The organism is Cylindrospermopsis raciborskii Cr2010, assembly GCF_003367075.2.
Lineage (GTDB): Bacteria > Cyanobacteriota > Cyanobacteriia > Cyanobacteriales > Nostocaceae > Raphidiopsis > Raphidiopsis raciborskii.
On sequence record NZ_CP065936.1, the window covers coordinates 2,496,600 to 2,519,207 of the forward strand.

Annotated in this window: 26 protein-coding genes; 12 read left to right on the forward strand and 14 right to left on the reverse strand. The window is 40.6% G+C overall.

Going from position 1 to position 22,608, the window contains the following annotated elements; all coding sequences use genetic code 11:
• Positions 1-155 precede the first annotated feature (155 nt).
• Genes C6N34_RS11365 through C6N34_RS11375 form a run of 3 tightly spaced genes read right to left on the reverse strand, consistent with a single transcriptional unit; the run spans position 156 to position 3,054 of the window.
• A complete protein-coding gene (locus tag C6N34_RS11365) occupies positions 156-1,559 on the reverse strand; it encodes an NAD(P)(+) transhydrogenase (Re/Si-specific) subunit beta (protein WP_115538765.1) in 1,404 nt (467 codons plus the stop codon).
• Complete coding sequence (locus tag C6N34_RS11370; RefSeq protein ID WP_006276576.1) at positions 1,556-1,849, reverse strand: NAD(P) transhydrogenase subunit alpha; 294 nt, start codon at positions 1,847-1,849, stop codon at positions 1,556-1,558. Before C6N34_RS11370 ends, C6N34_RS11365 begins: the two co-directional genes overlap by 4 nt.
• A gap of 50 nt (positions 1,850-1,899) precedes the next feature.
• Positions 1,900-3,054 carry a Re/Si-specific NAD(P)(+) transhydrogenase subunit alpha gene (locus tag C6N34_RS11375; RefSeq protein ID WP_115538764.1) on the reverse strand — a complete coding sequence of 385 codons (1,155 nt, stop codon included), beginning with the start codon at positions 3,052-3,054 and terminating at the stop codon, positions 1,900-1,902.
• Positions 3,055-3,475: 421 nt separating this feature from the next.
• On the opposite strand from C6N34_RS11375, the gene C6N34_RS11380 reads away from it, so the two are divergent.
• The 7 genes from C6N34_RS11380 (at position 3,476) to C6N34_RS11410 (ending at position 7,408) form a co-directional block, all read left to right on the forward strand.
• The gene (locus tag C6N34_RS11380) at positions 3,476-3,988 is read left to right on the forward strand and encodes a DUF2808 domain-containing protein (RefSeq protein ID WP_115538798.1); all 513 of its coding nucleotides are present in this window, start codon (positions 3,476-3,478) and stop codon (positions 3,986-3,988) included.
• Between the two features lie 92 nt (positions 3,989-4,080).
• Positions 4,081-4,215: a 50S ribosomal protein L34 gene (rpmH, locus tag C6N34_RS11385; RefSeq protein ID WP_071985364.1), complete on the forward strand. Its 135-nt coding sequence runs from the start codon at positions 4,081-4,083 to the stop codon at positions 4,213-4,215.
• Positions 4,216-4,242: 27 nt separating this feature from the next.
• Positions 4,243-4,659: a ribonuclease P protein component gene (gene rnpA / locus C6N34_RS11390; RefSeq protein ID WP_006278541.1), complete on the forward strand. Its 417-nt coding sequence runs from the start codon at positions 4,243-4,245 to the stop codon at positions 4,657-4,659.
• Entirely contained in the window at positions 4,646-5,035 is a 390-nt protein-coding gene (locus C6N34_RS11395) for a PH domain-containing protein (protein WP_006278542.1), read from the forward strand. The genes rnpA and C6N34_RS11395 overlap by 14 nt, the downstream gene beginning before the upstream one ends.
• Before the next feature lie 118 nt (positions 5,036-5,153).
• On the forward strand, positions 5,154-6,323 hold the full coding sequence (yidC, locus tag C6N34_RS11400; RefSeq protein ID WP_115538763.1) for a membrane protein insertase YidC: 1,170 nt from the start codon (positions 5,154-5,156) through the stop codon (positions 6,321-6,323).
• A gap of 12 nt (positions 6,324-6,335) precedes the next feature.
• Positions 6,336-6,875 carry a Jag family protein gene (locus tag C6N34_RS11405; RefSeq protein WP_115538762.1) on the forward strand — a complete coding sequence of 180 codons (540 nt, stop codon included), beginning with the start codon at positions 6,336-6,338 and terminating at the stop codon, positions 6,873-6,875.
• Positions 6,876-6,910: 35 nt separating this feature from the next.
• Entirely contained in the window at positions 6,911-7,408 is a 498-nt protein-coding gene (locus C6N34_RS11410; protein ID WP_006278545.1) for a YceD family protein, read from the forward strand.
• Positions 7,409-7,477: 69 nt separating this feature from the next.
• On the opposite strand, the gene C6N34_RS11415 is transcribed toward C6N34_RS11410, so the two are convergent.
• Positions 7,478-8,668: an esterase-like activity of phytase family protein gene (locus tag C6N34_RS11415; protein WP_006278546.1), complete on the reverse strand. Its 1,191-nt coding sequence runs from the start codon at positions 8,666-8,668 to the stop codon at positions 7,478-7,480.
• Between the two features lie 93 nt (positions 8,669-8,761).
• Between C6N34_RS11415 and C6N34_RS11420 the strand changes: the two genes are divergently transcribed.
• Positions 8,762-10,018, forward strand: a complete 1,257-nt coding sequence (locus C6N34_RS11420) for an MFS transporter (protein WP_115538761.1) — start codon at positions 8,762-8,764, stop codon at positions 10,016-10,018.
• Here C6N34_RS11420 and C6N34_RS11425 read toward each other — a convergent pair.
• The 7 genes from C6N34_RS11425 to C6N34_RS11455 form a co-directional block, all read right to left on the reverse strand.
• Entirely contained in the window at positions 10,001-11,362 is a 1,362-nt protein-coding gene (locus C6N34_RS11425) for a UDP-glucose dehydrogenase family protein (RefSeq protein WP_057177516.1), read from the reverse strand. The genes C6N34_RS11420 and C6N34_RS11425 overlap by 18 nt on opposite strands.
• A gap of 45 nt (positions 11,363-11,407) precedes the next feature.
• Positions 11,408-12,343 (reverse strand): UDP-glucuronic acid decarboxylase family protein, encoded by a 936-nt coding sequence (locus C6N34_RS11430; protein ID WP_057177517.1) that lies wholly within the window; start codon positions 12,341-12,343, stop codon positions 11,408-11,410.
• Positions 12,344-12,441: 98 nt separating this feature from the next.
• Positions 12,442-13,095 carry an HAS-barrel domain-containing protein gene (locus C6N34_RS11435; RefSeq protein WP_057177595.1) on the reverse strand — a complete coding sequence of 218 codons (654 nt, stop codon included), beginning with the start codon at positions 13,093-13,095 and terminating at the stop codon, positions 12,442-12,444.
• A gap of 70 nt (positions 13,096-13,165) precedes the next feature.
• Positions 13,166-13,360: an NAD(P)H dehydrogenase subunit NdhS gene (locus C6N34_RS11440; protein WP_040009990.1), complete on the reverse strand. Its 195-nt coding sequence runs from the start codon at positions 13,358-13,360 to the stop codon at positions 13,166-13,168.
• A gap of 80 nt (positions 13,361-13,440) precedes the next feature.
• Entirely contained in the window at positions 13,441-14,754 is a 1,314-nt protein-coding gene (gene rodA / locus C6N34_RS11445) for a rod shape-determining protein RodA (protein ID WP_115538760.1), read from the reverse strand.
• Positions 14,755-14,785: 31 nt separating this feature from the next.
• Positions 14,786-15,856, reverse strand: coding sequence for an Mrp/NBP35 family ATP-binding protein (locus C6N34_RS11450; protein ID WP_057177519.1), 1,071 nt, complete (start codon positions 15,854-15,856; stop codon positions 14,786-14,788).
• A 74-nt stretch (positions 15,857-15,930) separates the two neighbouring features.
• A complete protein-coding gene (locus C6N34_RS11455; RefSeq protein ID WP_006278554.1) occupies positions 15,931-16,413 on the reverse strand; it encodes a hypothetical protein in 483 nt (160 codons plus the stop codon).
• Between the two features lie 249 nt (positions 16,414-16,662).
• Here C6N34_RS11455 and hemF point away from each other — a divergent pair, with 249 nt between their 5' ends.
• The 3 genes from hemF to psb29 all read left to right on the forward strand — a co-directional run bounded on the left by hemF (position 16,663) and on the right by psb29 (position 18,968).
• Positions 16,663-17,712 (forward strand): oxygen-dependent coproporphyrinogen oxidase, encoded by a 1,050-nt coding sequence (gene hemF, locus C6N34_RS11460; RefSeq protein WP_006278555.1) that lies wholly within the window; start codon positions 16,663-16,665, stop codon positions 17,710-17,712.
• Positions 17,713-17,831: 119 nt separating this feature from the next.
• The gene (locus C6N34_RS11465) at positions 17,832-18,185 is read left to right on the forward strand and encodes an STAS domain-containing protein (protein WP_115538759.1); all 354 of its coding nucleotides are present in this window, start codon (positions 17,832-17,834) and stop codon (positions 18,183-18,185) included.
• 78 nt (positions 18,186-18,263) lie between these two features.
• Entirely contained in the window at positions 18,264-18,968 is a 705-nt protein-coding gene (gene psb29 / locus C6N34_RS11470) for a photosystem II biogenesis protein Psp29 (RefSeq protein ID WP_115538758.1), read from the forward strand.
• Between the two features lie 141 nt (positions 18,969-19,109).
• On the opposite strand, the gene C6N34_RS11475 is transcribed toward psb29, so the two are convergent.
• Together C6N34_RS11475 and C6N34_RS11480 are read right to left on the reverse strand one after the other, a co-directional pair.
• Positions 19,110-19,709: an ExbD/TolR family protein gene (locus C6N34_RS11475; RefSeq protein ID WP_115538757.1), complete on the reverse strand. Its 600-nt coding sequence runs from the start codon at positions 19,707-19,709 to the stop codon at positions 19,110-19,112.
• A complete protein-coding gene (locus tag C6N34_RS11480) occupies positions 19,699-20,436 on the reverse strand; it encodes a MotA/TolQ/ExbB proton channel family protein (protein ID WP_115538756.1) in 738 nt (245 codons plus the stop codon). The genes C6N34_RS11475 and C6N34_RS11480 overlap by 11 nt, the downstream gene beginning before the upstream one ends.
• A 79-nt stretch (positions 20,437-20,515) precedes the next feature.
• On the opposite strand from C6N34_RS11480, the gene C6N34_RS11485 reads away from it, so the two are divergent.
• Positions 20,516-20,809 carry a YkvA family protein gene (locus tag C6N34_RS11485; RefSeq protein WP_057177524.1) on the forward strand — a complete coding sequence of 98 codons (294 nt, stop codon included), beginning with the start codon at positions 20,516-20,518 and terminating at the stop codon, positions 20,807-20,809.
• Here C6N34_RS11485 and C6N34_RS11490 read toward each other — a convergent pair.
• Positions 20,757-22,157 carry a sensor histidine kinase gene (locus C6N34_RS11490; protein ID WP_115538755.1) on the reverse strand — a complete coding sequence of 467 codons (1,401 nt, stop codon included), beginning with the start codon at positions 22,155-22,157 and terminating at the stop codon, positions 20,757-20,759. The two genes, C6N34_RS11485 and C6N34_RS11490, sit on opposite strands and share 53 nt — an antisense overlap.
• Positions 22,158-22,608: the final 451 nt, after the last annotated feature.

Consider the following 22,608-nt stretch of genomic DNA (forward strand, 5'->3'; position numbering starts at 1 on the left):
TTAGTATTTTGATTAGCTACTGTTAAGTCGCTCATCATATCATTTGAGGAGCTTGTTTTTAAAAATATCATTAACAATTGGGCAAACCACAAGCGATCGCCAATGAGTCATAAACGTAAATGTTAATCGATCCCCATTTCCCATTCCCTATATTTCTAAAGCTGCTTCACCTCAGAGACCAACTTAGCCACCATATCCTTGGCACTACCAAATAACATGGTTGTTTTTTCCTTATAAAACAGCTCATTGTCTACACCAGCAAAACCCTTACTCATACCTCGCTTAATCACAATGGTTTGCCTAGCCCTATCAACCTCTAAAATGGGCATGCCATAAATTGGACTGTTAGCATCACTGCGAGCTGCGGGGTTCACCACATCATTGGCACCAATAACTAGAGCTACATCAGCTTGTTCAAATTGGGGGTTAATATCCTCCATGTCATACAACTGAGTATAAGGCACATTAGCTTCTGCTAACAATACATTCATGTGTCCTGGCATTCTACCAGCTACTGGATGTATGGCGTATTTAACATCCACACCCATGCGCTCCAGTTGATCTCCTAACTCACGAATGCTATGCTGAGCTTGTGCTACAGCCATACCATAACCCGGTACTATGACTACAGAACGCGCATAAGCCAACATCATAGCCCCCTCTTCAGGATCAATACTCCGCACAGTTTGATTACCAGTAGCAGTAGTAGCTCCACCACTAACAGTAGAAACAGAACCAAAGGCACTAAATAGAACACTGAACAAAGAGCGGTTCATAGCCTTACACATAATTTCTGTAAGGATAATTCCAGAAGCACCAACTAAAGCACCGGCAATGATTAACATATTATTCATCACCACAAAGCCTGCTGCTGATGCTGCCACACCTGATAATGAGTTTAGCAGAGAAATTACTACTGGCATATCTCCACCGCCAATGGGTAATACGAACATTACTCCAAGTACCAGGGAAACGGCCACCACGGCTAAAAATACTGGTAAACTGTCGGGAGAAGCAATTAAATAGGCGCTCCCCGCTAGATATGTACCTAAAAGCAACAAATTCACAGGTTGTTGCAGGGGAAAAGTAATGGGAGTACCACTAACTAAACCTTGCAATTTAGCAAAAGCTAGAAAACTACCAGTAAAAGTCACTCCACCTATTAACACATCCAATAGCATGGATATATTAATATCCAAAGGTATAGATTGGCCAGCATCCAAAAGACGCCAAAACTCAGCAACAGCTACAAGAGCGGAAGATGCTCCACCCAAACCGTTGAGTAAACCCACCATTTGAGGCATTTCCGTCATTTGCACTTTATAAGCTGCAATAGCCCCAATAATGGAACCAATGACTAGACCCACCAGTATCATCTGATAGTTGAGAACCTCTTGGTCTAATAAAGTAGCAACTACGGCCAATAACATTCCCACTGCTGCAATAACATTACCATTGCGTGCAGTTGCAGGAGAGCCTAATTTTTTCAAGCCAAATATAAATAGGGATGCAGCCAGTAAATAGGTTAGCTGAATACCGGTAGGGATAAAACTGGTCATGCTTTAACCTCCTTTTTCTTAAACATCTGCAACATTCTGTCAGTTACCAAAAAACCACCGACAACGTTAACCATGGCCAATATGACCGCAATTAAACCAAGAATTACCGATAAACTAGTGTTTTTCTCCCCCGCTGCTAAAATCGCACCAATTACGGAAATTCCCGAAATAGCATTGGAACCGGACATTAAAGGAGTATGTAGTGTGGGGGGAACTTTGTTAATGACTTCAAAACCTATAAAAGAAGCCAAAACAAGTACAGACAAAGCCGCAAGTAGTGTTTCAGTCATTGTGATTTGAGATTGATTTCACAGATTGTTAGTTCGAGGTTGTTCAAAAATTAAACTGGAACAGCCTGTAGCGCATCCTTGATGCGTTGATTTCTAATTTCACCATTGTGGGTAATACAAGCAGCATCAACAATGTCGTCTGCAAAGTTAATATTTAGGGCTTTATCTTTAACGACCAGCTGCATTAATGCAGTAACATTCTTGGCATAAAGTTGACTAGCGTGTACAGGCATTGACGAAGGCAGATTAATCGGTCCAATAATAGTCACACCGTGATAAACTATATCCTTACCAGGTGCTGTACAAGCGCAGTTTCCTCCCTGTTCCGCCGCTAAATCCACAATTACAGAGCCAGGTTTCATTCCTTTTACCATATCCTCCGTGACTAGGATGGGGGCTTTTCTACCTGGTACTTGAGCTGTGGTGATGACTATGTCCGAGTGTTTGACGTGTTCAGCAACCACCTCTTGGGTGCGTTTTTTGCTATCTTCAGAAATCTCTTTGGCATAACCACCCGCTGCTGTGGTTTCTTCTGTTAATTTAATCTCTACGAATTTCGCTCCTAAGCTTTGTACCTCCTCCTTCACTGCTGGGCGTATATCAAAAGCCTCTACTAAAGCACCTAGTCTACGAGCAGTAGCTATAGCTTGTAACCCAGCTACTCCTGCACCCATAATAAAGACTTTAGCAGGCGCAATAGTACCTGCTGCGGTGGTCAACATCGGAAAGTACTTGGGCAGTGCTGCTGCGGCTAATAATACAGTTTTATAGCCAGCTATGGAAGCTTGAGAAGACAGGGCATCCATGCTTTGGGCCCTGGTAGTACGGGGTATTAGTTCCATACTTAGAGCAGTGATTTGCCGTTGTGCTAATTTTCGAGCTACTTCCGGATTACCCAGGGGGTTGAGAAAACTAAGTAACACTGCTCCTGGTTTGAGCAGGTCTATTTCCTCACGACCATCTTCCCTTTCCTGGGGTGGACTCACCTTAAGCAGTATGTCAGCTTCACCCCATAATACAGCAGCATCAGTAATAATTTTTGCCCCTGCTGCTTCATAGTCCCCATCACTAAAGTATGCTTTTTCTCCTGCACCGGTTTCCACAGAGATTTCTAGTCCCTGTTTGACCAGTTTGGCTACCATGTCAGGAACTAATGACACCCGCCGTTCACTTACTTCTATTTCCTTAGCAACTGCAATTTTCATTTAGTCTCCTCAAGATGAATAAGATCAATACTCAATATTTCCTAACATCCCAGCTTCGGGTTTAATCTTCATGGATTACCGTTGGTGCTTGCGGACGTATAATCCTGGACATTAGCAAGCTGTTGTACTTGATGTATATTTGATGTATATACTATGTGTCAGGTTTTGTGTGTAAGTTTTCAGATTATCTTAGGGATTTTTTTATCCATATTACTGAGTATATTATTGTGGTTCAAAACAAGTGGCTAGGTTCTTGAGATTGTTTTTCTCATTTGTTTAGGGTATTCTAGTGGTTTAGTTAAAGCTGTGTCCAAAATCGAAAAAAAACTTAACGTCCGTAAAAATTGCTTGATGATTGCTGGCACCTTTATGCCAGTTTCTACGTCATACCAATCAAATCTATCATCGAATGGTTAAAATTATGAAACGTTTACTCCCGGCTTTAGCCCTGTCTAGTTGTCTATTAACTGGTATTTCCACTACCACCCTAGCTCAAAGCCTACCAGGCTTAACACTGTTTAGCGGTGTAAAATCAGAAAACCAGCTGTCGTTTTTCTTGGATTTTGGCGGACAAACTAACAGCACAGACAGATATAGACTAAGACTGCCTGCCAATAAAATGAAATTGCCAGTATCTCAATTTAATATCACTTATCCTGAACACTACAAAGGTAGCTTTGACACCAAAGAAATAGAAGTTCGAGTTAAAGGTAAAAGTTTAGATATAAAAGAAGTAAAATGGGATAAAGAAACAAGAGTAATTGAGATAGTGACCCAAGAACCCGTGCCTGCTCGTAGTAAAGTTGAACTAATTCTCTCCAACGTGCAAAACCCAAGTTTTGGCGGGATGTTCTATTTTAACTGTCAGGTTCTCTCCCCTGGTGGGGTGCAAATTCCTCGCTATCTTGGAACCTGGATCATTAGCATATCCTAAATCTAGTACCTGCAAAATATGTTCTGATCTGGAGTAAAGTGCTAAGATAAGAGATTGTGACTTTTTATAAAATTGCCTAAGAGGAGAAAACAATGCAAAGAACACTGGGTGGAACTTGTCGCAAAAGAAAGAGAACTTCTGGGTTTCGCGCCAGAATGCAAACCCCAACCGGTCGAAACGTAATTAGATCCAGAAGAAAAAAAGGTCGTCATCGTTTGAGCGTTTAATAGGAACCTAGCTAACACAAACCTATTGTGCCGTTGCCAAAAGCATACAGACTAAAATCCCGTGGCGACTTCCAGGCAGTTTTCCGGGAAGGAGTCCGGTGTCATAGCTCTCATTTCACCCTGAGAGCTTTAAAACCCCTATCTCCAACTCACCTGCACTCCTCTTCTATAAATATACCTGCTAATACCTGTGAAAACTTACCTAATACTAAAATTGGTATTTCTATTAGCACTAAAGTTAGCAAAAGAGCAGTGGTTCGCAACCGTATCAAAAGACAAATTACGGGTGTTTTGTACCAATTATTACCGAAGTTATCCAAAGGATGGCGACTGGTGGTAATTGTCAAGCCAAAGACAGGAGAATGGGAGTGCATAAGCCAACAATTTCTGCGAGAATTAGAGCAGTTGTTGGTAAAAGCTGAGGTGATAAATGGGCATTCGTGAGGAAGTTTATTATGAAGGTGGTCCCCACATTGGGGATTTAATTCTCAATCTACTAATTGGCTTGACTATAGTTGGCTTGCCATTGACCATTGGGGCGATTATTAGAGCTTTGTGGTTGCGTTTTAAGATCACTGATCGGCGAGTTGCTGTGATGGGTGGTTGGATGGGACAAAATCGCACTGATGTGATTTATTCAGAAGTTGTGAAGGTGGTGAAAGTCCCTCGTGGCGTTGGTCTATGGGGTGACATGGTGTTAACCCTGAAAAACGGTAGTCGTTTGGAAATTAGGGCTATTCCCAACTTTCGAGAGGTTTATGAATATATCAATGATAGGGTTGCCGCTAAGAATCCTCAATATACTTCTAACCCCTCTTGATCTACCTATTATCTTGTAGGTGCGGCTATCCGTAGCTGGTGATAGTCGCCAGTAAATCACAATTTAGATAAATTAGATTCAGTTTACGTTTACATTACTTTGGGTTGGATTGAGAATAATGGATTTTGGTATTGGGTTTCTCTCGAACAATGTCATGTTGCCAATCATAGACTTTTTCTATGGCGTTTTCCCCAGCTATGGACTGGCAATTGTGGCTTTAACACTAATCATTCGGTTCGCACTCTACCCCCTGAGTGCTGGGTCTATTCGCAGTATGCGTCGCATGCGAATAGTACAACCTGTGATGCAAAAGCGGATGGCGGAAATAAAAGAGCGCTATAAAGATGATCCGCAAAAACAGCAAGAGGAAATGGTAAATGTCCAAAAGGAATTTGGCAATCCCTTAGCTGGGTGTTTGCCACTGCTGTTACAAATGCCAGTGTTGTTGGCTTTGTTTGCTACTCTCAGGGGTTCGCCATTTGCTGGTGCTAATTACTCAGTTAACCTACAAATTGTACCCTCAGAACAAATTGAACGGATTCAACCTCAGGCTTTTGCTACTCCTCCTCAAAACATTTACGTTGCAGATGGTGTGCACACTCAAATCACTGCCATTCTTCCTGGTGGCAATAAATTGGCAGTAGGGGAAAAAACCAAGATCCAATATCAAACTATGGAGGGCAAACCCTTTGATGCACTCTTGGTGGAATATCCTCAAACAAAGTTGACTCCTGAATGGAAAATCATTAAGGGAGAAGACCGCATCAAAATTGATCTCGATGGTAATGTTGAAGCTCTGGAACCAGGAGACGTGACAATTCAAGGCACAATTCCTGGACTAGCTGCCAATAGTGGATTTTTGTTTATTGATGCGTTGGGTAGGGTGGGAGCAATTGATCCCGATGGCAATATTCACTGGGACATCGTGGGTATGATTATTTTCTTTGGCATTAGCTTATACTTTAGCCAAATGCTGTCTGGGCAAAACTCCAGTGGTGGTAACCCTCAACAGGAAACCGTCAATAAAATCACTCCTGTAATTTTTTCTGGGATGTTTTTGTTCTTTCCTTTACCTGCAGGTGTACTTATGTACATGGTAATTGGTAATGTTTTTCAAACTCTCCAGACCTATATTCTGTCTCGGGAACCTTTACCAGAAGAACTCCAAAAAATTGTAGCAATTCAGGAAAAAGAAAAACAAGCAGCAACGGTAGAAGTCAAAACCCTACCCTTTGAACCAAAGGGTTCTAAGAAAAAACAGCCCAATAACAAAGAATCTAAAACCTAAGTAACCCGATTTATGAGTGACATTTCTATGCAGCACAGTGAACAGTGGTTAAAACAATTGCTGCAGTTAGCTGGAATCTCTACTAATGTTTACAGTCAATTGGGTGCTGCACCAACTTTAGAAACAGCTCCCCTGGAACCAAATAGCTACTGGTTGACAATTGATGACTCTAATTTAATGCCCGAACAGATACGGGTATTGATAGGTTCTAGCGGATCTGTTTTAGATGCTATACAGTCCTTGGCTAATTCTGTATTGAACTTAAATCACCAGGAACAGGAACAAATATCCTATATCATTGAGTTAAATCGTTATCGTGTTCTAAGACAAGCAGAAATCAGTACTTTGGTGAAAACTGCAGCTGAGGAAGTGCGCTTTTCTGGAAGGGAGGTAGAAATTAGATCACTAAATTCCGCCGAGAGACGACAAGTTCACAGCTTCTTGAAGGAGTTTCCAGATTTGGAAACCTTTAGTCGTGGTCGAGAACCTAGTCGCAATCTGGTGATTCGTTTAGCCACTGAATCTTCAGCTAATCCTGATTATTCAAGCTAAAATTGGGTAAATATTGAAGTGTATTCATAAGTATCATGGATGCTATTTTTCTGCCACAACTAACTAAAGCTCCGCAGTGTACAGAAGAGATTCAGGTTGATGAATTTCTACCGGAGCTGGAAACTTTAACACCCGTGCGTGGTGTTGTTCGTTTGCAACACCATGGTAATTACTTAGAAGTTTCTGGTAAAGCAGAATCTATAATTACTTGTAGCTGTAACCGATGTTTACAACAATATAATCAGAGGTTAGCTATTAAGACTAAAGAAATTATTTGGTTTGACACTAATTCTAGTCCGGTAGAAGATTTACCTTTAGAAAGGGAAGTTGCTATGGAGGATTTGGTAGAAACCATTGCGCCTGATGGTTATTTTGATCCCGGTGAATGGCTATATGAACAGATGTGCTTAGCTATTCCTCAACGCCAGTTATGTAACTCAAATTGTCCGGGAATTATAGCTACTGGGGTTAATGAAAGTTCAGTTGATAGACGTTGGTCAGCTTTAGAGAAATTGAAAAATCAACTTTCCTAAGGGTGTGATTAATTGGAAATAGTTCAAACTTTTTCCAATTACTTTCCAACTACTTTTCAATTTTGGTCACTAGGTCAATCCCAACTGACGTAGTAGTTTTTTTAAGGGGGATTCTTTTTTCAGCTTTAATGCTAATATTTGGGTGGTTTGTAGTCTATTAAAGTTGTTATCACTCACCAAAATTAGGGAAATACTGCCATCGGATAATTTGGGTCCGATAGTTAGTCCCTCTATATTATCCAAGGGTAGGGGTAGGGTTTGTAAATCTAGAAGTAATTTTTTCTCAACTGGTTTGATTTTGCTCATGTCAACAGTTGCAAGATTGGGGATATTATGAATATCATCAGCATTGTTTAAAGATACTTCAAAGAGGGAAACTGCAAAGCCCAAACCAGTAAAACTTCTTTCTAAACTAAGAAAGTTTCCTCTATTATCTAAAGCTACTAAATCCGACAGTCCACTATCGAATCTACCCGTGAAGTTAAATAGGGGTGTAACTGGTTCCATCGGGTAAAGAAATTCTTTTTGCGGTTGATTATAACTGAGATTATATTGTAGAATTCGACATGGAGTACCAAAGTTAGGTTTAGCAGCTTCACCATCTTGAACTAGGGCGTTTTCTGTAGCTGTAAATAGCATTTGATTGTTGGGTGTGATTGTCAGACTTTCAAAGGCTAAATTATTACGTACACCCCGTTGATTTTTGCCATCGGGTAAAAATTTCTCTGGTATGGGTAGACTATTGATTGCGTTCCCTGAAGCTAGAGAAAATTCATGAATAAAAGGATTGATTGATTCACTGACATCCCCCTCCGAAGAAATAAAGACGGTGGATTTTTTTGTCACTGCAATACCCTCGGGATCAATTCCCCCAAGGGCAAATTTTTGATTGTTTTCATCTAGTAGAGTTGTAACACCTACGGGTAACACTTTACTTTGGTCTAACTTCCCTTTACTTAGGTCAATTTTGAAGTTATAGAACCGGGGTGGTCCTTTTTGTCCCCGATCATCGGAAACAACATAGTAAAGATCGTTCTCAACATCATAAGTAATTCCCGAGAGTCCACCTACTTGAGTATTTTGAAAGGTATATCCCGTGGGTAAAGTGGCTACACCAAGAAACTCTATGTCCGTGATTCTAACAGTTGCAGTCGCTATCTGACCCAAAAATAAACCTATAATACTAACAACGACTATGGTGATAATAGCATAAATGACCATTCTGGGATTTTTCCATTTGGCTTTTTTGTTTTCTTTCATCTTGAACCTCACATTCTCCAAATAATCCAGAGCGATCGCCCATCTTAACATATACTTAATAAATGACTATTATTTATTTAGGTAGTGTTCAGCGTGAGAAATTCCCCCAGCTTAGATCCTGACTTGAGGAAAAACTTAGTAGTAATCTTTACATGTGGTTTGTTATTTTGGTCAGCTTTAGCGTCTTTATTGCCCACATTGCCATTATACATAGAGTCTCTAGGTTCAACAAAGCAACAAATTGGTATTGTTATGGGTAGCTTTGCTGTGGGAGTGTTGGTGTTTCGTCCCCAGGTAGGAAAATTAGCAGACCGTCAGGGGAGAAAGCTGGTTTTACTAATTGGTATGGTAGTAGCAACAATTGCCCCCCTAGGTTATTTAGCGGTAAAATCCCTAGTGGGATTGATGCTAATTAGAGCCTTTCATGGTATAAGCATTGCAGCATTTGCTACAGCCTATATCGCACTAGTATCGGATTTAGCCCCGAATGACCGTCGTGGCGAAATTATTGGGTATATGAGCTTAGTTAATCCCATTGGGGTAGCAGTTGGTCCTGCACTGGGTGGATATTTACAAGCCATAGCGGGTTACACCCCATTATTTATTTTCTCCGGTTTACTAGCTGGTTTAGGTTTAATCTGTGTGATTCCTATAACCAATCCCCCCACATGGAAAAATAACAAACAAGAAACAGGGGATGATTTCTGGGGAATTTTAATTAGTCCTCGAGTTCGTGTCCCAACAATTATATTATTGATGATAGGTTTTTCTATTGGTACCATACACACCTTTATCGCTCTGTATATTAAATCAATAGGAGTTGATTTAAACGCTGGCTTATTTTTCGCTGCTGCAGCCATTTCCAGCTTTGTTATTAGATTATTTGTGGGTAGAGCTTCAGACAAATATGGTAGGGGTTTATTTGTCACTCTTAGTTTAATCGCTTATAGCATAGCTATGCTAATTATTTGGCAAGCCAACAGTTCTCCAATTCTCCTATTGGGAGCAATTGTGGAGGGTGCTGCTTCTGGTATTGCCATTCCCATGATTTCTGCTATGATGACTGATAGAGCCCTACCCCATGAACGAGGGCGCATTTTCAGTGTATCTCTGACGGGATTTGATCTGGGACTGGGTATAGCTGGTCCAGTAGTGGGTTACATAGCCCAATCCACTAGTTATCGTCATGTTTTTGGTCTTAGTTTCAGTTTAACCCTCCTAGCTATTTTAATCTTCATTTCCCAATCTAATCATGGGGTATTCCAATCACTACGCTTTGCCCTAGGTCGTAGTAAGGATGTTTATCAACAATCAGCAAGCGATTCTCCAACCTTATCTACCAATACCTAAATATTGGAAACCAGCGTTAATCAACATTTTTGGTTCTAGAAAATTTCTGCCATCAATCATTACAGCATGTTTCATCAGTTTCGCCATTTTTCCATAGTCCAAGCTGATAAATTCTTGCCACTCTGTTACTAGCACTAAAGCATCACAACCATCTGCCAATCTTTCAACATCGGTTTCCACTAACACCCCGGAAAGACCATGGCGCATACCAGATTGGGAAATGACCGGGTCGTAAGCTTTTACTTTTGCGCCTAAACGATTTAGCTCCTGTATAAGTTTAAGCGCAGGGGCATCCCGTAAATCATCCGTATCTGGTTTAAAGGTTAGACCCATCAGTCCTACGGTTTTACCTTTGAGAATTTTTAACGCCTGTTGCAATTTTTCTATGGCAATTACCCGTTGTCTTTCATTTACACTTACCGCAGCTTTGAGTATTTGGGTATCATAACCATAGTCATCAGCAGTGTGAATTAGAGCTGATATATCCTTAGGAAAACAAGAACCACCCCAACCAATTCCAGCTTGTAAAAATTTGCTGCCAATGCGGGAATCTAAACCTATGCCTTTTGCTACTTGAGTAACATCCGCACCTACGCGATCGCAAATATTTGCTACTTCATTAATAAAGCTAATCTTAGTGGCTAAAAAGGCATTTGCCGCGTATTTTACCATTTCAGCTGAACTCAAATCCGTCACCAACAAGGGTATGGGTGGTAAGGATTTGTCCACGGCAAATTTTCTTTCTATAATTGGGGCGTAGAGTTCTTTCATCATACCAATAGCTTCTGGACTACTTCCTCCTAGAACAATTCGGTCTGGGTTAAAAGTATCATAAATTGCCGAACCTTCCCGTAAAAACTCTGGATTGCTAACCACATCAAACTCAGGGGAATTTACTCCTTCTACCAAGGATGCTTGGCGTTCAGCAAGGCCATCTAGCACAATCATTCGTACCCAATCACCAGAACCAATAGGTACGGTAGATTTATTCACAATCACCTTATAACCATCATTCAAACTTGCTCCAATACCACGAGCTACTGCTTCTACATATCTAGTATCACTTTCACCATTTGGTAAGGGAGGTGTTCCCACTGCAATAAACAGAATTTCCCCATGGGCCACTCCTGCGACTAAATCTGCTGAAAAATGAATATTACCGCTATTTATGGCAGATTGCATAATTTCCGATAGTCCTGGCTCAAAAATTGGCGATTGTCCAGACTTCATCATTTTAATTTTTTCTTCGTTGTTATCTATACAAATAACATCATGTCCAATGTGTGCTAGACAGGCTCCCGTTACTAACCCTACGTAACCGGTTCCAATTACACAAACGCGCATCTTTCAACTCCTAATTTTTTCTAATTTTTGTATAATTCAATATTTTTAGTCATTAGCATGAATACGGGAGTAGAAGTCTTCCACAGTCATCTTTAACCCGGTTTGTAGAGAAATTGTTGGTTCCCAATTTAACCAGGTTTTGGCCCTGGTGATATCGGGACGACGACGACGGGGATCATCTGCGGGTAGGGGTGTAAATTTAATTTGCACCTCTGGATTAATCATGTTTTGTATTGTCTGGGCCAGTTCTAAAATTGTGTATTCTTCTGGATTTCCTAGGTTGACAGGACCAGTGTAATCACCATTCATTAATTTAATTAAACCTTCTACTAGGTCTGAAACATAGCAGAAACTCCGAGTTTGTTGACCTTCCCCATATACAGTTAGGGGATTACCCCTCAAAGCTTGAACTACAAAATTACTAACCACCCGACCATCGTTTTCTAACATCCTTGGTCCATAAGTGTTAAAAATTCTAGCTACCCGAACATCTACTTTATTTTCTCGGTGATAGTCAAATGTTAATGTTTCAGCAACCCTTTTACCTTCGTCATAACAGGAACGAATCCCGATGGGATTTACACTACCACGATAGTCTTCCGTTTGGGGATGGATTTCTGGATCTCCATAAACTTCGCTAGTAGATGCCAATAAAAATCTAGCTTTGACTCTCTTGGCTAAACCTAACATATTCAAAGTTCCCATTACATTTGTCTTGACGGTTTTAATGGGGTTGTATTGGTAATGTACTGGGGATGCGGGACAGGCTAAATGATAAACTTGATCTACTTCTAAGCGAATTGGTTCGGTAATATCATGACGAATAATTTCAAATCTAGGATTATTTAACCATGACAGCAAATTTTGTTTACTTCCTGTGTAGAAGTTATCAAGGCATATAACTTCATGATTGTTGGACATTAGACGGTCTATAAGATGAGAACCTATAAAACCCGCTCCACCAGTGACTAAAATTCTCATGGTTGTTTGATTATTATTACTCCTATAGGATATTCATGCTGGTTGCAAATTGAGAAGTGTGCCAGCCAAATTTGTTCGGTTCTAACTGTTCGTTCTAACTAGGGATGGATCTGACCAAGAATAAATCTTAATTGATCATAATCGTCCTTTAAAAGTAAACTTAGGTAGCGACAGGCTTTTACAAGCCATTCTCTGTCTAACTTACGTAATTTATAAACTTCACGAATCGCGGATGCAACTAATGATTCTACTGGTGCTCCGGGAACTAACAGTAAGGTTCGCAGAAAATCCATATTGTCCGTAAATCTAAGTATAGATTCTGGTCTACACTTATACACTGCCTGATGAATTTGAGGTGGACGTTGAGGTAAATAGTGATACATTTGTCTTTGAGTAGATATGTCCGATGGTGCCTCAAAACCAACAATAGCAGCTTTAAATTCTGTTTTCAACATGGCAAATATTTGGGGTTGTTCCTGACGTAAATTTTTTAGGGACAACCCCAGGGCCCGCGCCCGGTGCACACTGTCTATGGGAGCAGTAGTGGCATAGTATACTACAGCATATATTTGATTATCGGATTCTTCATCAAAGGCGGAAATCCAGCTACCAAAAGCTGGCATTAGGGGAAATCTTAAATCTTCCGGATCCAAACACTGAGCCAGAAACTCGGTAGAGCTGGTTTCAATTACCTCAGCAATGTGGTCAGGATGACGATCTTCTGTGGCAAACTGTGGTAAAGGTAAAAACATGTTGATACTGGTATAAGAGAAGAGGGGGGGTGACAATCGTGAGTATAAAATCCCCACCCAAACTTCATGGTCATTTTCCTTTTTTTGTAGGTATAGTTTCCACTACTTCTAATTCCGGAAGGCGAAAGGTGATAATTTTATCCCAGTTACCTCCTTCAAAAAGAACGGCAACTTTACCATCGCTAACCCGTTGTACAAGTCCTTCATAACGATAATAAGTGTCTGCAGTATTTTTGACGCGAACAGTAGCTCCAGGTAGAATCATGTTTTTATCCTCAAATTTTGTTGTTAGCTTGATCATATAGTAATCCTAAACTATTGGGTATTGGGGGGGGGAAGATCAATTTAGTAGTATTTTTGTTGCTGACGGAAAATGGCTACAGATTCCACTATTCCTAGACTGATAAAGTTAGTCAACATTGCTGAACGTCCATAGCTCATCCAGGGTAAGGGTATACCCGCCACCGGTGCTAAACCCAGAGTCATACCAACGTTGACAATCAGTTGAAATACAATCATTGACAATACACCAATAGCTATTAGGGAGCCAAAATTATCTTTGGCAGTTTTGGCCACATGGAGCAACCGCAGGCAAATTAAACAGTACAGGGATAAGACTATTAAACAACCAATAAAACCAAATTCCTCCCCAACTGCGGAAAAGATAAAATCTGTGTGCTGCTCGGGAACAAAGTTTAATTGAGTCATTGGACCTTTAAATAATCCCCATCCCCACACTTCCCCTGCACCAATAGCAATGCGGGATTGCACCAGGTGATAGCCAGCTCCTAGGGGGTCGTGGTCAGGGTTCATAAACACAGTCAGTCGGTTTTTTTGATATTCTTTTAAGACATGATTCCAGGCAAAAACCCCCAGTTCACCACCTAACATGTTTAAACTAAAACTGGTGATCGCACCAATGTTAAATTTCCGCCAGGGTAAATTTAACCACCCTAAAACTCCCATGGCGATCGCCCAGAGTACTCCCAGGGGACTAAAAATGAGTTCTTTAAAGAGTATAATTGGTTGAGGTAGGGGCCAAGAGATACTAAACAAAATAGCAGATATTACTGGGGAACCCATCAGGATTAACCAAGCAGGGTTAGCATCCGCCCAGTAAAGCATTCCTATCACTATGGAGGCGAATACTAGTGAGGTAGCTAGGTCTGGTTGTAAAAACACTAGTAACCAGGGAACTCCTGTAAATGCTAAAGCTCGAAAAAAATTGTCCAGACTAGAAGCTGTGCGCTTGTGTAAGAGAGCTGCTAGGGTGATAATAATCCCTATTTTAGCAAATTCCGAAGGTTGTACATTAAACCCTAAAACGCTGATCCATCTTTGAGCTCCTTTAGCACTTGTCCCGACTATCATCACTAAAATTAGGCTGAAAGTAGTCAACCCGTAGGTGAACCAATGCCATTCTATTAGTTTTTCATACCGAAACCGAGATATGCACAAGGCTATAATCAACCCAATACCGGTAATCAGCCAATGCCACCACCAATCAGTAACAGGTTGATTTCTTTCTGTACTAAATATCATCAACCCGCCAAATACACTAGCTACCAAAGGTAGACATAATAGCAACCAGTCCATTTGTTGCCATGGTTTTATCCAAGAATGCCAAGTAAATTTTCGAGTTGAACGTTTTAATAACATTATACTAATAAACAGTAGATGTTAACACTAATCATGTTAGAGCTGCTATAGAAACCTTAGCAGCGATCCCCTGGGCGATCGCCTTCAGGGACTGAGCGGAAACTGAGTCTGGGTGAGAAATGACCACAGGTATACCATTATCTCCACCAATTCTGATAGACATTTCCAAAGGTACACGCCCCAAAAGTGGTACTTGCAATTCTGCAGCTGTTTTAGAACCACCACCGGAACCAAAGATGTCATATTGTTTATCCTGTTGATCCGGAGGGATAAAATAACTCATATTTTCCACAATTCCCAACACGGGGACATTCATCTGTTGGAACATCCGTAAACCCTTGCGGGAGTCCAACAAAGCTACGGTTTGAGGTGTGGTAACAATCACTGCACCTGATATAGGCACTGCTTGACTTAGGGTTAATTGGGCATCTCCCGTTCCAGGTGGCATATCCACGATTAAATAGTCAATTTCACCCCATGCAACCTGATATAGGAACTGACGAATCACACCATTGAGCATGGGACCACGCCAAACAACTGGCTGATCCCGGTCTATTAAAAAGCCCATGGATACTAACTTCACACCGTAATTAAAAGCTGGTTCCAGGATTTCCCCGTTCTCTGAGGAGCGCACGGCAATTTCTGCATCTGCTAAACCTAACATAGTTGGGTCATTAGGACCGTAAATGTCAGCATCTAATAAACCCACTTTAGAACCTGCTTGTGCTAAAGCCACAGCCACATTGACAGCTATAGTGCTTTTACCAACTCCACCTTTACCACTAGAAACAGCAATTATATTTTTTACTCCCTGGATACCAGTCCTGTCCGGTAGAGATTTCTGTTGGGGTATTTCCGCTGTTACCTCGACTGTTATATCTGTAACACCTGGTAAATTACGAATAGCTTTTTTACAATCTTCTACAATAAATTCTCGTAATGGGCAAGCGGGAGTAGTCAAGACTAAAGTAAAGCTAACTTTGCCACCATCAATTTTTACGTTGCGAATCATATTTAGTTCCACCAAACTTTTGCGAAGTTCTGGGTCTTCTACTGGACGCAACACTTCCAGCACTGACTGGGAATTGAGGAGATTGGACATAAATACCCGCCTTAATCAAATTTAAAAGACTTTAATTTTTACTAATTTAAATCTTAACCTTCTGTGGTTAATAGTTAAACATTAGATCCCTGGGACATTTCCGCTGCTTCTACTAAACAGCGTGCCACCCGATCTATATATGAACCAAACAATGACCAAATTATCGGGGATAACCAACCACGTAAGTCCACTGAATAGGATAAATAACTACCACAGAGAGTAGACTCTATTTGATAAGTTACTCTTTCTTCTATACCAGGAACTGCCAAAATACGAACGCTTAGCAGTTGTTTAGGATTTACCCGTTCTACGAAAATATGAATAGGAACTGGCCAAAATCTTGACACTGCCTGAAATATTAATCCTGGCTTGGGCACTAAACCTAGGGGTACATTAGTGCTTTTAAACAAGGGATGCCAGGAAAAGTCTGTGAGATCTGACACCTTGAACCACAATTGATCTACGGAAGCAGAGCTGATTTGTCGATAGGTTCTCATTAGGGAAACGCAAACTCGACGATGCTTACGGTGGAGGAATTTGGATAACCAATCTTGCACTCTTATCTCTCCTATCTACAATTTGTCTGTTTAATGGTCAGCGGTGCATCCTAGACACATTTTCATTTTCCATTTCATTGTAGAACATGGGAAGCATCTGAATATGCACAATCGGCCCTTTTCTCACCTGGGTGAACTTAATTTATTCTGATATAGTTTCTGATATAATTTTCCCAAACGATTTGTCGTTTTGATTGACGTAAAACTTCCAACTTCTGTAAAAATTGTAATCTTTAGGTTCGGGAATCTATGTTGACTAACTCGCAAACCCCCACTCTCTCAGCAGAATTATCCAAATTTCTTCCCCCCCCTGACTCTCAAACTAGAGCCAGTCAGTTCATGAAACAACTACAAGATAAAATTACTACTGAGTTAGAACTATTGGATGGTGGGAGCAAATTTACTGAAGACTCCTGGGAGCGTATAGAAGGTGGTGGTGGGCGTTCCCGCGTCTTGCGTGAAGGGGCAGTTTTTGAACAAGCTGGTGTTAATTTTTCCCAGGTTTGGGGCGATCAGCTGCCACCATCTATTTTAGTTCAGCGCCCAGAAGCTGCAGGACATGGCTTCTATGCTACTGGTACTTCCTTAGTTTTACATCCGCGTAACCCATACATACCTACTGTTCATTTGAACTATCGTTACTTTGAAGCAGGTCCGGTATGGTGGTTTGGCGGTGGTGCTGATTTAACTCCTTACTACCCTTTTGCTGAAGATCCTATTCATTTTCATCAAACTCTTAAAAATGCTTGTGATAAACATCATGTAGATTACTACCCAGTGTTTAAACGCTGGTGCGACGAATATTTCTATCTTAAACATCGGGGTGAAACCAGAGGTGTGGGAGGCATATTTTTAGATTATCAGGATGGACAGGGTGATATTTATCGAGGTCCTGATTCCCAGGGGGAAGCTGCTAACTACAGTCGAAATTTGACACCGCTACCCCGTCGTACCTGGGAACAAGTGTTTTCTCTAATCCAAGACTGTGGTCAAGCATTTATCCCAGCTTATGCACCTATTGTGCAACGTCGCCGAAATACGGAATATGGCGATCGCCAGCGTAGTTTCCAATTGTACCGTAGAGGTAGATATGTAGAATTTAACCTAGTTTATGACCGAGGTACGATTTTTGGACTACAAACTAATGGACGCACGGAGTCCATTTTAATGTCCCTACCTCCTTTGGTTCGCTGGGAGTATGGCTATCAACCACAACCAAATTCTCCCGAGTCCGAATTGTATGAAACTTTCCTCAAACCCCAAGACTGGCTCAATTGGAAGTTACAATCTAGTCATTGAGTGTATGTAGCATTGGTATGGGCTGGTATAATAATATGGCAGCAAGACAGCAGCTTTTTAATATTCCAGCCTCAATTGGTAAAAACTGCTAAAACTATTAGACAAGAATATTAACAAATATGCTCTCTATACAAGAAAAAAGCTATCAGACTAAAAGCGATGAAACTGTAATTGTTTTAGCACCAGCGGGTCGCCTTGATATTACAACTGCTTGGGAATTTAGATTAAAGTTACAGGAGTGTATTAGTAAGAAGACTTGTCATCTAGTGGTGAATTTGGGAGGAGTAGATTTTATTGATAGCTCTGGTTTAACTTCCTTGGTAGCTGGAATGCGTGATGCAAACAAGTTAAATAGAACTTTTCGCATTTGTAATATTCATCCAGATGCAAAACTCGTTTTTGAGGTCACCATGATGGATACTGTGTTTGAAATCTGTGAAACAGAAGAGGAAGCTTTTACTATTCCTTTTTGAATGCACAACTGAATCTAAGAAAGGACGGCTTTTTGTTAGAATAGGAAATAACAATACATTGCCCTTAACATTTTCCTTGTGAATAACTTCCGTACTGTCTCTGATACAAAGCGAACTTTCTATAGCCGTCATACCCGCCCCATCAACACTATTTACCGTCGGGTAGTAGAGGAATTGATGGTAGAGATGCACTTGCTGTCAGTCAATGTAGATTTTAGCTACAATTCAATCTATGCCTTAGGGGTTGTCACAACTTTTGACCGCTTTATGCAGGGCTACCAACCATCCGAGGATCTAGTATCTATTTTTAATGCCATCATTTGTGCTGTGGAGCAGGATCCCCAGGTGTATCACCAGGATGCAGCCAAGCTCAAGGCTATAGCTAGCTCTTTTTCTGTAAAAGACTTAATTGCTTGGTGCAGTCAAACTACCCCATTGGATCAAGATGCTAATCTGCAAGCGGAACTACAAGCTATAGCCCAAAATCCTAATTTTAAATACAGTCGTTTGTTGGCTATTGGTTTATTCTCCCTATTGGAATTGTCAGATCCTGAATTTGTCAAGGATGAAACTCAGCGCAATCAAACTATTGCAGTTATTGCTCAAGGTTTAAAATTGTCTGAGGATAAACTAAATAAGGATTTAGACTTATATCGTTCTAATCTTGATAAGATGGAACAAGCACTAACAGTTATGGCGGACATGCTGGCTGCGGACAGGAAAAAGCGTGACCAGCGTCAGCAGAACTCTGGTAATCCTCCTCTGGCTCCAACTAATGAATAATTAGGGGCGTCATTGACGCTGAAATTCCCCGCGTTTATGCGTGGGGAATCTCAAAATAAGAAAACTCCCCTGAACTCGTTTGGTTTACAATCTAATAAAGAGTTTCAGGGAAGCAAAAAATAGGTTTTTAAAAATCACATCTTACCTTTGGGGTACAGGTGTTTGGTGAATAGTAATAGGGGGAGAATTCCCAGCAGTTGGTGGTGTGGGAAGGGCACTTGGTGGATTCAACCCAGGATCAGCACCAGGAACCGTGGGTAAATTTAGTGGTGGTACAATCGGAGTCCCAGGAAGGTTTAGTGAATCAATCACCGGTTGAGAAGCTCCGGGGATAATTCCCAAGGACACTCGGTTTCCCCCCACTTGTCTGAGTAAATCTAATGTTTGAACCACATCATTATAGGTAGCTGTGCGAGAAGCATTCAGAACTAAAATACCCTGGGGATTTCCAGTAATATACTGTTTTAATCGCACTTCCAATTGTTCCCTGGTCACCGGATCCTTTTCAATGTAAGTTTTACCTACAGCATCAATAGTAACTGGTAAAATGTTACTTGGCTGGGAACTAGCAGCGGAGGTAGTACCTGTGGTAGCTTTGGGTAAATCAACATTAATTGCCTGCTGTCTGGTAAATTGCAGTGCTGCTAATAGGAAAAAAGTCAGGATGCAAAAAACAACATCAATCAAAGGAATAATTTGAATCTGAACTTCTTCAATGGGGGTATGCAGGTTAACTTTCATTTTCTGGCTCTGATTCTGAACTGGTCACAGGATTTTCAACAGGGTGAGTCAACTCTTCTTCCACTGGAGATTCTTCTGTAATGAAAACAAATTCTCTTTTCTTAGACTCAGGTGGAGATTGACGATACAACAACTCTAAATCATTGCCAGCTTTATTAAACACTTTCACTTGATTAACCGCAAAGGATTGAAATAGACGATAAAACACTAAGGTGACAATGGCAACTATCAAACCAGAAGCAGTGCTAATTAAGGACTCACCAATACCTGTGGTGACACCCGCTGTAGATTCTGTACCCAGATCACCAATTTTAATTGCTCGCAAGGATTGAATTAAACCTAAAACCGTACCTAATAATCCTAAGAGTGGTGAAAGCGCGATTACAGATTCTAGAAGTTTTTCTCCCCTTCTCATTCCTGCTATTTCTTCTGCTGCTGTAGACTCCAAGGCTAGTTTAAAGGTTTCAGCATCACTTTTTTGCAACCGCAGTGGGGCGTATAGAAAACGACCTATGGGCTGATCAGTGGCTTTTTGGGCAATTTCTGTGGCTATTTCCCAGCTATCTATTGCAGCATCTAGCACTCTTTCTACTACTTGTTTTTCTTGGCTCAAAATTCGTAGCCAAAACCACAAACGCTCAAAGATTACACTTAGAGATAGTACGGACAGTACTAACAGCGGCCACATGGCTGGACCGCCTTTCTTGAACAAATCTAAAATATCCACTTTTCCAGTCTCCTCACTACACTAAATATAGCAATTATGCTAGAACATTTTTCTTAACCACTAAATTCTGGAAAAAAATATGAGCTTTTCCGTACAATCACTTTACTCTTGGTATGGCAGTTTGATCCGTAAACCTAAGTACCGCTGGTGGGTAATTATGGGAACTATTGTTTATTTGGTTAGTCCCATTGATATTGCCCCCGATTTTATCCCTGTTGTTGGTCAAATTGATGACTTGGTTTTATTAACATTATTGGTATCGGAAGTGTCTAAATTGGTTATTGAGGGCTGGAAGTCTTCTAAAGCTAAAACTAACTCCCCTATAAAGGATGTTGATTCAAAAGATGTGGTAATTGAGGTAACCAAACAATAAAGCTGGTTCCCGGAAGAGAAGAGGATGCGCTATCAAATTCTACTGCAGGGCTGAAAACCTCTATTTCTCCCTGCATTTGTGCTATCAGTTGTTTGGCGATCGCCATTCCTAAACCTGTGCCGGGAATGTCAGTATTAGCTTGTACTCCTCTGTAATTTCTTTCACCCAAACGATCCAGATCCTCTTTGGGTATACCCGGACCTGTATCGCTAATAGCTATACCCTGAAAGTCTGTATTTTTTTGTAGAGACTGAATGGAGATTTTTCCACCCACAGGGGTATATTTTATGGCATTATCTATGATGTTACTGAAAACCTCTGTGAGTGCCTTAATATTGGCTTTTACTGGTGGTAAATGGTTGGGAATGTCTATTAAAAGTTGAATAGTTTTTTCCTGAGCTAGGACTTGTGCAGATGCTAGTAGGGGTAGTAGTATATCTTTTAAATGACAACTAGTAGGCTCTTCTCCCGTTCCTGGCAACAACAGCGGAGCTGTTTTCTGGGGAGATGCTTCCACTGTAAGTGCTAATCCTAGTGTGGGAATAGCTGTTGTGTCTCTGTTTTTTGAGTCTAAAACCTGATCAAAGTTTTGCAATAACTCCTGCAGGCGATCGCTTTGGTTGATAATATTTATGGCTACTTCCCTATTAGTATCATTAGATCTTAATCTTTTTAAAAGAAGTTTACCAAAAGTACGAATAGCAGTCAGAGGATTACGAAACTGATGTAAAAGATTATCTAGTAAGTCCCCCTGCTCCTTTTGTAAGGCTTTTTCCTGCTGTAGTTGGTGTTGTAACCAAACTTGACGCTGATCCAATATACAGGCGATCGCTAAAGTTGTAGCTATGCGGCGAACTTCTTCTTCTTCCACTTGTTTCCACTGACGATCTTCCCTTGCTGTCAAAAGCAGTCCCACCATTAAACCTTCATGTACCAGGGGTAATACAATTTGGTACTGTCCAAATAGATATTTATCTTCTAAGTTAAGGGACTTATTATAATCACTAGTATAAGCACCAGTTGATTGGGGAGATGAGGGAATATAGTCTAATCTTGGTGCTAACAGTTTTTGATCTGGTAATGACAACACATAACTAGAGTCGCTCAAATTTTCTAAATTGCCAAATTTGAGGTTGTTAACTTTTATTCTACCCACGTCCTGGGAATAATTTAATCGAGAAGCTTCTGGATAAACCAGAACGGGAATTAATAACCCTTCTCCACTGGGGTGGTCTACCAGTTCCTGTGTTAAGTAGACTACACTTGAAGACGCTCCCAGTCCCTGGGTTAACAGTGATACTTGCTCTTGACATAGAGCAATAAAATCAGAACTGGCAGACATTAACATTTTTTGAAATTCACTGAATAAGTGTATAAATGCTACGGATGCCTATCAACTATTTTGTAAGCATTTTGGCTAAAGCTATAACAGAAATTAGAATTTAGAGGTTATGTGTGTAAGCTAGTTATGTTTTATCAATGGGCGCCCTTTTGCCATCTTGTTTATTGGTATCCGTTACCTATTCTAATTCCTAATTGTTAAGTGAAGTGAATTTATCACCATTTATTATTTTATTACTATTTTAATATTACTTCAGCTATCATATAACACCTTAACTACTACGATTTGCGTATTTATTAATATTTAATATACACAAGTTATTTTAAAATTACTGAGTAATTGATCCCAGTTGAGGAATAGATTGATAGAGATGTATCGAAAGGTTAAAAACCATTGATTTTTTCTGGCAACCCGTATATAATTACCACGAGTTTTGTAGCTGTGACTACAATCTTCT